The following is a 1,259-nucleotide window of genomic DNA, read 5'->3' on the forward strand; positions in this document are numbered from 1 at the left end:
CTTAGAGGATGCCGTCTGCAAGGCGGCCCAGCGGTTGCGTGGTGCGTTCTCAATCGTGGTCATGAGCAAAAACGAGCCAGGCAAGATTGTTGCGGTTAGAAATGCAAGCCCGCTTGTGTTAGGGATCGGCGAGGGAGAGAACATGCTCGCAAGCGACATCCCGGCGTTGCTCCCATACACCCGAAACGTTGTGATCATGGACGAAGACACCGTCGCCACGATTACCACTGAAGGAATCAAGATTACCGATCTCTTCGGCCGAGAATTGCCCTACAAACCGATGCACATTGAGTGGGACATCGCCGCTGCAGAGCGTGGTGGGTATGAGCACTTCATGCTCAAGGAGATTCACGAGCAGCCCCAGGTGATCAAGAATGCCCTCGCCGGTCGCATCGACGAAAAGATGCGAATTCGGTTTGAGCAGATCTTCGGTGAGCATGTTTGGAATGAAATCGACCGAGTAAACATCATCGCTTGCGGAACCGCGTACAACGCAGGTCTGATGGGCAAGCACTTGTTCGAGAAGCATCTGCGGCTCCCCACCGACGTTTACTATTCAAGTGAATTCCGCTACGGAGATCCAGTTCTGTCGCCGAAATCGCTGGCCATTTTTGTTTCTCAATCTGGAGAAACCGCAGACACCCTTGCCGCCTTAAGGCTGTGCAAAGAAAATCGAATTCGAACCCTTGGCATTGTCAACGTGATTGGCTCAAGCATTGCTCGCGAGTGTGATCGGACGATCATGACCCAAGCCGGTCCAGAAATCTCGGTAGCCTCGACCAAGGCGTATACCGCCCAGGTTCTTGTCCTGACCTTGCTCTGCAACTACATCGCGCAGGTCCAGGAATTCCCCGGTGTCCGCGTTCAAGAGAATGTTGCCGAACTTCTGGCCCTGGCAGAAAAGGCCGAAAGGGCACTCAAGCTCGAAGCCGAGCTCATTGAGTTCGCGGACAAGTTTAAGGATATGCCCCTATGCTTCTTCCTCGGTCGAGGTGCCGATGCTTACGTTTCGCTAGAAGGTGCGCTTAAGCTAAAAGAGATTGCCTACATCCCAACCCAAGAATCCCCCGCCGGAGAGATGAAGCACGGGCCGCTTGCTTTGGTGACCAAGGGAGTTGTCGCCGTGTTTGGCGTGACCGAACCATTAGTTCGAGACAAAGTGATTTCGAACATGATGGAGGTTCAAGCCCGAGGAGGAACCGTTCTTGCCCTCATTCTTGAGGACGATCACGAAACGCCGAAGGTCGCTGACTTTGTGG

Annotated in this window: 1 protein-coding gene; it reads left to right on the top strand. The window is 53.9% G+C overall.

Annotated elements, in window-relative coordinates:
* Window positions 1–61: 61 nt before the first annotated feature.
* Window positions 62–1,259: glutamine--fructose-6-phosphate transaminase (isomerizing) (gene glmS, locus RMO15_RS08560; protein WP_309710634.1), on the top strand; the 1,198-nt coding region annotated here is incomplete at its 3' end.

It is taken from the genome of Armatimonas sp., assembly GCF_031410135.1.
GTDB lineage: Bacteria > Armatimonadota > Armatimonadia > Armatimonadales > Armatimonadaceae > Armatimonas.